We start from the raw sequence: 4367 nt of genomic DNA, 5'->3' as shown, positions 1-4367 counted from the left end.
GGCCCGCAGCTGCGGCTGCGGCACTCCCCGCAGCGGTATCTCGATCTGATCGCCCAGTGCCAGAACGAGATCCGCAGCGGCGAGACCTACGAGGTGTGTCTGACGAACACCGTCACCGTCGACGGTGGCATCGACCCGCTCGGCACCTACCGGGTGCTGCGGCGGATCAGCCCCACCCCCTACAGCGCGCTGCTCGACTTCCCCGAGGTGGCGGTGCTCAGCGCCTCCCCGGAACGCTTCCTGCGGATCGACGCCGACGGCACCGTCGAATCGAAACCGATCAAGGGCACCCGCCCGCGCGGCCGCACCCCCGGTGAGGACGCGGCGCTGCGGGAGGGCCTGCAGGCCAGCGAGAAGGACCGCTCCGAGAACCTGATGATCGTCGATCTGGTGCGCAACGACCTGTCGCGGGTGTGCGTGCCCGGCTCGGTGCACGTGCCGGCGCTGTTCGCGGTGGAAACCTATGCGGCGGTGCACCAGCTGGTGTCCACGGTGCGCGGCACCCTGCGACCGGACGTCTCCGCGGTGGACTGTGTGCGCGCCGCCTTTCCCGGCGGCTCGATGACCGGCGCCCCGAAGCTGCGCACCATGGAGATCATCGACAAGCTCGAGGACGGCCCGCGCGGGGTGTACTCCGGGGCCATCGGCTATCTGTCGCCGACCGGCGCCGCCGACCTGTCGGTGGTCATCCGCACCCTCGTCGCCACCGCCCACGAGGTCACCTTCGGGATCGGCGGGGCGATCGTGGCGCTGTCCGATCCGGACGACGAACTCGACGAGACCCTCGTCAAGTCCGTGGTGATGCGCCGCTGCCTCGCCGCGGCCCGCGACACCGCCCCGACCGACGGGGCCGGTGCGACCGGCTCCACGGACACGGCCGGTCTCGTCGACGGGCCGCCGGTGCTGCCGGGGCGGGCCGGGCCGTGACCACCACCGGCCGGGTGGTCGTCGCCGGCGGATGCGGCGCCGTCGGCGCCCTGCTCACCGCCGTGCTGCGCGCGGCCGGCCGGGAGGTGCTCGTCGTCGACCCGGCCGCCGACCCGACCACCCCGGGGATGCTGTGCGCCGACCTGACCGCCCCCGACACCGCCCTCGCCGGCGCCCTCGGCGACGCCGCCCTCGTGGTCCTGGCCGTCCCCGACGTGATCGCCGGTGCCGCCCTGCCGGTGCTGGCGCGGCTGCTGCCCCCGCACACCCTGCTGGTGGACACCCTGTCGGTGAAGACCCCGATCGCCGCGGCGCTGCACACTTACCGGCCGGGCGCACCCGCGCTGGGCATCAACCCGATGTTCGCCCCGGATCTCGGTCTGCCGGGCCGGCCGGTGCTGACGGTGCGCCACCACGACGCCCCGGCCGCGGACGAGTTCGTGACGGCGCTGCGCGCCCGGGGCGCCACCGTGGTGGAGACCACCGCGGACGAGCACGACCGCATCACCGCCGCCGTGCAGGTGCTCACCCACGCCGCGATCCTCGCCTTCGGGATCGCCCTCGACCGGCTCGACGTGCCGGGCGTCGCCGCGCGGGTCGCCGCACCCCCGCACACCGTGCTGCGGGCGCTGCTCGCACGCATCACCGGCGGCACCGCCGAGGTCTACCACGACATCCAGCGCACCAACCCGTATGCCGACACCGCCCGTCGCGCGCTCGCCGAGGCGGTCGCCGACCTCGACGCCGCCACCGACGCGCTGCCCGACTTCGCGGCGCTGCTCGACCGGGCCCACACCGCGCTGGGCGACGGGTGCCCCGCCGCCGCGGAGTTGTGCGCGCAGCTGTTCGCGACGCTGCCGCGGGATCCGGGGGCGGTGTCCTCCCGCGAGGAAAGGAGCCGGACGTGACCGAGTCCGACACCCCGGGCGGGCAGCTGCGCGCGCCGGAACTCCCGCCGCACGATCCGTCCGATCCGGCCGAGAGCGCGGTGATCACCGGACTGGTCCGGTCCTGGCCGCGCCGCGCCGCGGTGAAGAAAACCGAGGTGGACCTCGACGCGCTGTTCGACCCGCACCGCGCCGACTTCCCCGAACAGATGCTGCCCTTCGCCGAGCATCGACGCTATCTGGCGCTGGACGAGGCGCAGCGGGCGCGGCTGCGGGCGTGGGCGTGGATCGCCTACAACAAGAGCGTCGTCGACATCGAGCAGCACGTCGTCAATCCGGGCTTCGGGTTGATCACCGACGACGTGTTCGGCTTCGGCCCGTCCGACAGGGTGGTCACCGGGGTGCTGCAGGCGATGGTCGACGAGCAGTACCACACCCTCATGCATCAGCAGGCCAACGCGCTGACCCGCCGCCGTCGCGGCTGGGCGTTACCGGAATCGGTGCTGCCGCTGTGCCCCACGGTGCGGGAGCACCGGGCCGCGGTCGCCCGGGCGGAGGATCCGCGGGCGGCGGCGCTGGTGCAGCTGGCGTTCACCACCGTCGCCGAAACCTCGATCAGCGCCTATCTGGCGTTGCTCACCACCGACCCGCAGGTGCAGCCGGTGAACCGCGCGACGGTGGCGGTGCACCGCCGCGACGAGCTGTGCCACGCCTCCCTCGCCGGGGGCCTGCTCACCGCGGTGCTCACCGAACTCGACGACGCCGATCGGGTGCGGTTGCTCGACGCGCTCGGCGCGGCGGTCGCGGCGTTCACCGGCGCCGACACCTCCACCTGGGCGGCGATCATCGCGCACGAGAACATCCCCGGCGGCGACGAACTCGTCGCCGACACCATCGCGGTGAGCGAGGGCCGGCCGGTGGTGCAGGACTGCACCGCCATCCGCCGGTTGTGCGCGGCCCTGGGGCTCGGGGAGGAACTCGACGCCCGCTGGCCGTGGCCGCGTAGCGCCTGACGCATCAGCCGCGCAGCGCAGAGAGCATCACCGGCCGAGCAGTGCCCGCAGCCGCGCGAGGCGGCTGCGCAATCCCCACACGGTGACCCGCACGAGGGCCTCCTGCACGATGTTGCCGTTCATCTTCGACTCGCCGATCTCCCGTTCGGTGAACGTGATGGGCACCTCGGCGACGGTGAACCCGGCCTGCAGGGTGCGCCACGCCAGATCGACCTGGAAGCAGTAGCCGTGCGAGGCGATCGCGTCGAGGTCGAGCTTCTCGAGCACCTCCCGGCGGTAGGCGCGGTAGCCGCCGGTGATGTCCTGGATCGACACCCCGAGCGCGAGCCGCGAGTAGATGTTGCCGCCGCGGGAGAGCACCTCGCGGTGCCACGGCCAGTTCACCACCGTGCCGCCGGGCACGTACCGGGAGCCGAGCACCAGATCGGCGCCGGCGTCGACCTGCTCGAGCAGCAGGTGCAGCTGCTCGGGGGCGTGGCTGCCGTCGGCGTCCATCTCCACGAGCACCGTGTAGTCGTGCTCGAGCCCCCACCGGAAACCGGCGATGTAGGCGGCGCCGAGCCCGTTCTTCTCGGTGCGGTGCAGCACCGCGATGCGCTCGTCGGCGGCGGCGAGGTCGTCGGCGAGGTCGCCGGTGCCGTCGGGGCTGCCGTCGTCGACGACCAGGACGTGGGTGTGCGGCAGCGCGGCGTGCAGCCGGGTGATGATCCGACCGAGGTTCTCCCGCTCGTTGTAGGTCGGAATGATCACCAGGGTGCGGGCGCTGGGTGCGCTGTCGTTCCCGGCCGGCGTCGCCGCTGCCATCAGAGGTCCTCCTTGTCGAACCGGCCACCGGCCGGTGCTCCTGCTGCGCCGGTGCTGGCGCGAGCTGCCGCACCGGCCTTCTCCCGCCGCCCCCGCACCACGGCGAGACCGGCGGCGACCACGGCCGCGGCGCAGAGCACGAGCTCCGGCGCCACTCCGAGCCGACTAGCCAGCGTAACGTCTGCCCGCACGGGCACCTGCGCCACCAGGGCATCGGGCACGAACAGGGATGTGCTCTGCTGCACCCGGCCGTCCGGGTCGACGATCGCGCTGACCCCGCTGGTCGCCGCGACCACCACGGCCCGGCCGTGCTCGACGGCCCGCAGCCGCGACATCGCCAGCTGCTGGTAGGTCATCTCGGTGTCGCCGAAGGTGGCGTTGTTCGTCGGCACCGCCAACAGTTGTGCCCCGGCGGTGATCGAGTCGCGGAACGCCCGGTCGAAGGCCACCTCGTAGCAGGTCGCCACCCCGATATCGAGGCCCGCCGCGGTGACGGTGCCGTCCCCGTGGCCGGGCACGAAGTGGCCGGCGCGGTCGGCGTACTCGGAGAACAACCGGAAGAACGAACGCCACGGCAGATATTCCCCGAACGGTTGGATGATCTTCTTGTCGTGCTGCTCCCCCGGCCCGGTCTGCGCGTCCCACACGATCACCGAATTGGTGGTGGTGCCGTCCCCGTTGACCAGCACCGCCCCGACGAGGATCGGCGCGTCGATCGCCGCGGCCGCGGCGGTGA

The 4367-nt window shown here is 73.1% G+C and carries 5 protein-coding genes; 3 read left to right on the top strand and 2 right to left on the bottom strand.

From position 1 onward, the window contains the following. The 3 genes from pabB to A8G18_RS21595 all read left to right on the top strand — a co-directional run. On the top strand, positions 1 to 927 hold a 927-nt coding region (pabB, locus tag A8G18_RS21605), incomplete at its 5' end, for an aminodeoxychorismate synthase component I (RefSeq protein ID WP_064065497.1). Continuing rightward, the gene (locus A8G18_RS21600) at positions 924 to 1835 is read left to right on the top strand and encodes a prephenate dehydrogenase (protein WP_064065496.1); all 912 of its coding nucleotides are present in this window, start codon (positions 924 to 926) and stop codon (positions 1833 to 1835) included. The genes pabB and A8G18_RS21600, both read left to right, overlap by 4 nt. Further along, on the top strand, positions 1832 to 2827 hold the full coding sequence (locus A8G18_RS21595) for an AurF N-oxygenase family protein (RefSeq protein ID WP_064065495.1): 996 nt from the start codon (positions 1832 to 1834) through the stop codon (positions 2825 to 2827). The genes A8G18_RS21600 and A8G18_RS21595 overlap by 4 nt, the downstream gene beginning before the upstream one ends. Positions 2828 to 2854: 27 nt before the next feature. Here A8G18_RS21595 and A8G18_RS21590 read toward each other — a convergent pair whose 3' ends face one another. Both A8G18_RS21590 and lnt read right to left on the bottom strand, forming a co-directional pair. Continuing rightward, positions 2855 to 3631 carry a polyprenol monophosphomannose synthase gene (locus A8G18_RS21590; RefSeq protein ID WP_064065494.1) on the bottom strand — a complete coding sequence of 259 codons (777 nt, stop codon included), beginning with the start codon at positions 3629 to 3631 and terminating at the stop codon, positions 2855 to 2857. Then, positions 3631 to 4367 (bottom strand): apolipoprotein N-acyltransferase (gene lnt / locus A8G18_RS21585; protein WP_064065493.1); only part of this gene is annotated, 737 nt, incomplete at its 5' end. The genes lnt and A8G18_RS21590, both read right to left, overlap by 1 nt.

It is taken from the genome of Rhodococcus gordoniae, from assembly GCF_001646655.1.
GTDB lineage: Bacteria > Actinomycetota > Actinomycetes > Mycobacteriales > Mycobacteriaceae > Rhodococcus > Rhodococcus gordoniae.
This window is presented reverse-complemented; position numbering and strand designations above follow the sequence as displayed.

What these genes read in the sequence shown, in the direction of transcription:
- A8G18_RS21590 (WP_064065494.1), bottom strand. Translation starts at nt 3,631, where the DNA reads ATGGCAGCGGCGACGCCGGCCGGGAACGACAGCGCACCCAGCGCCCGC.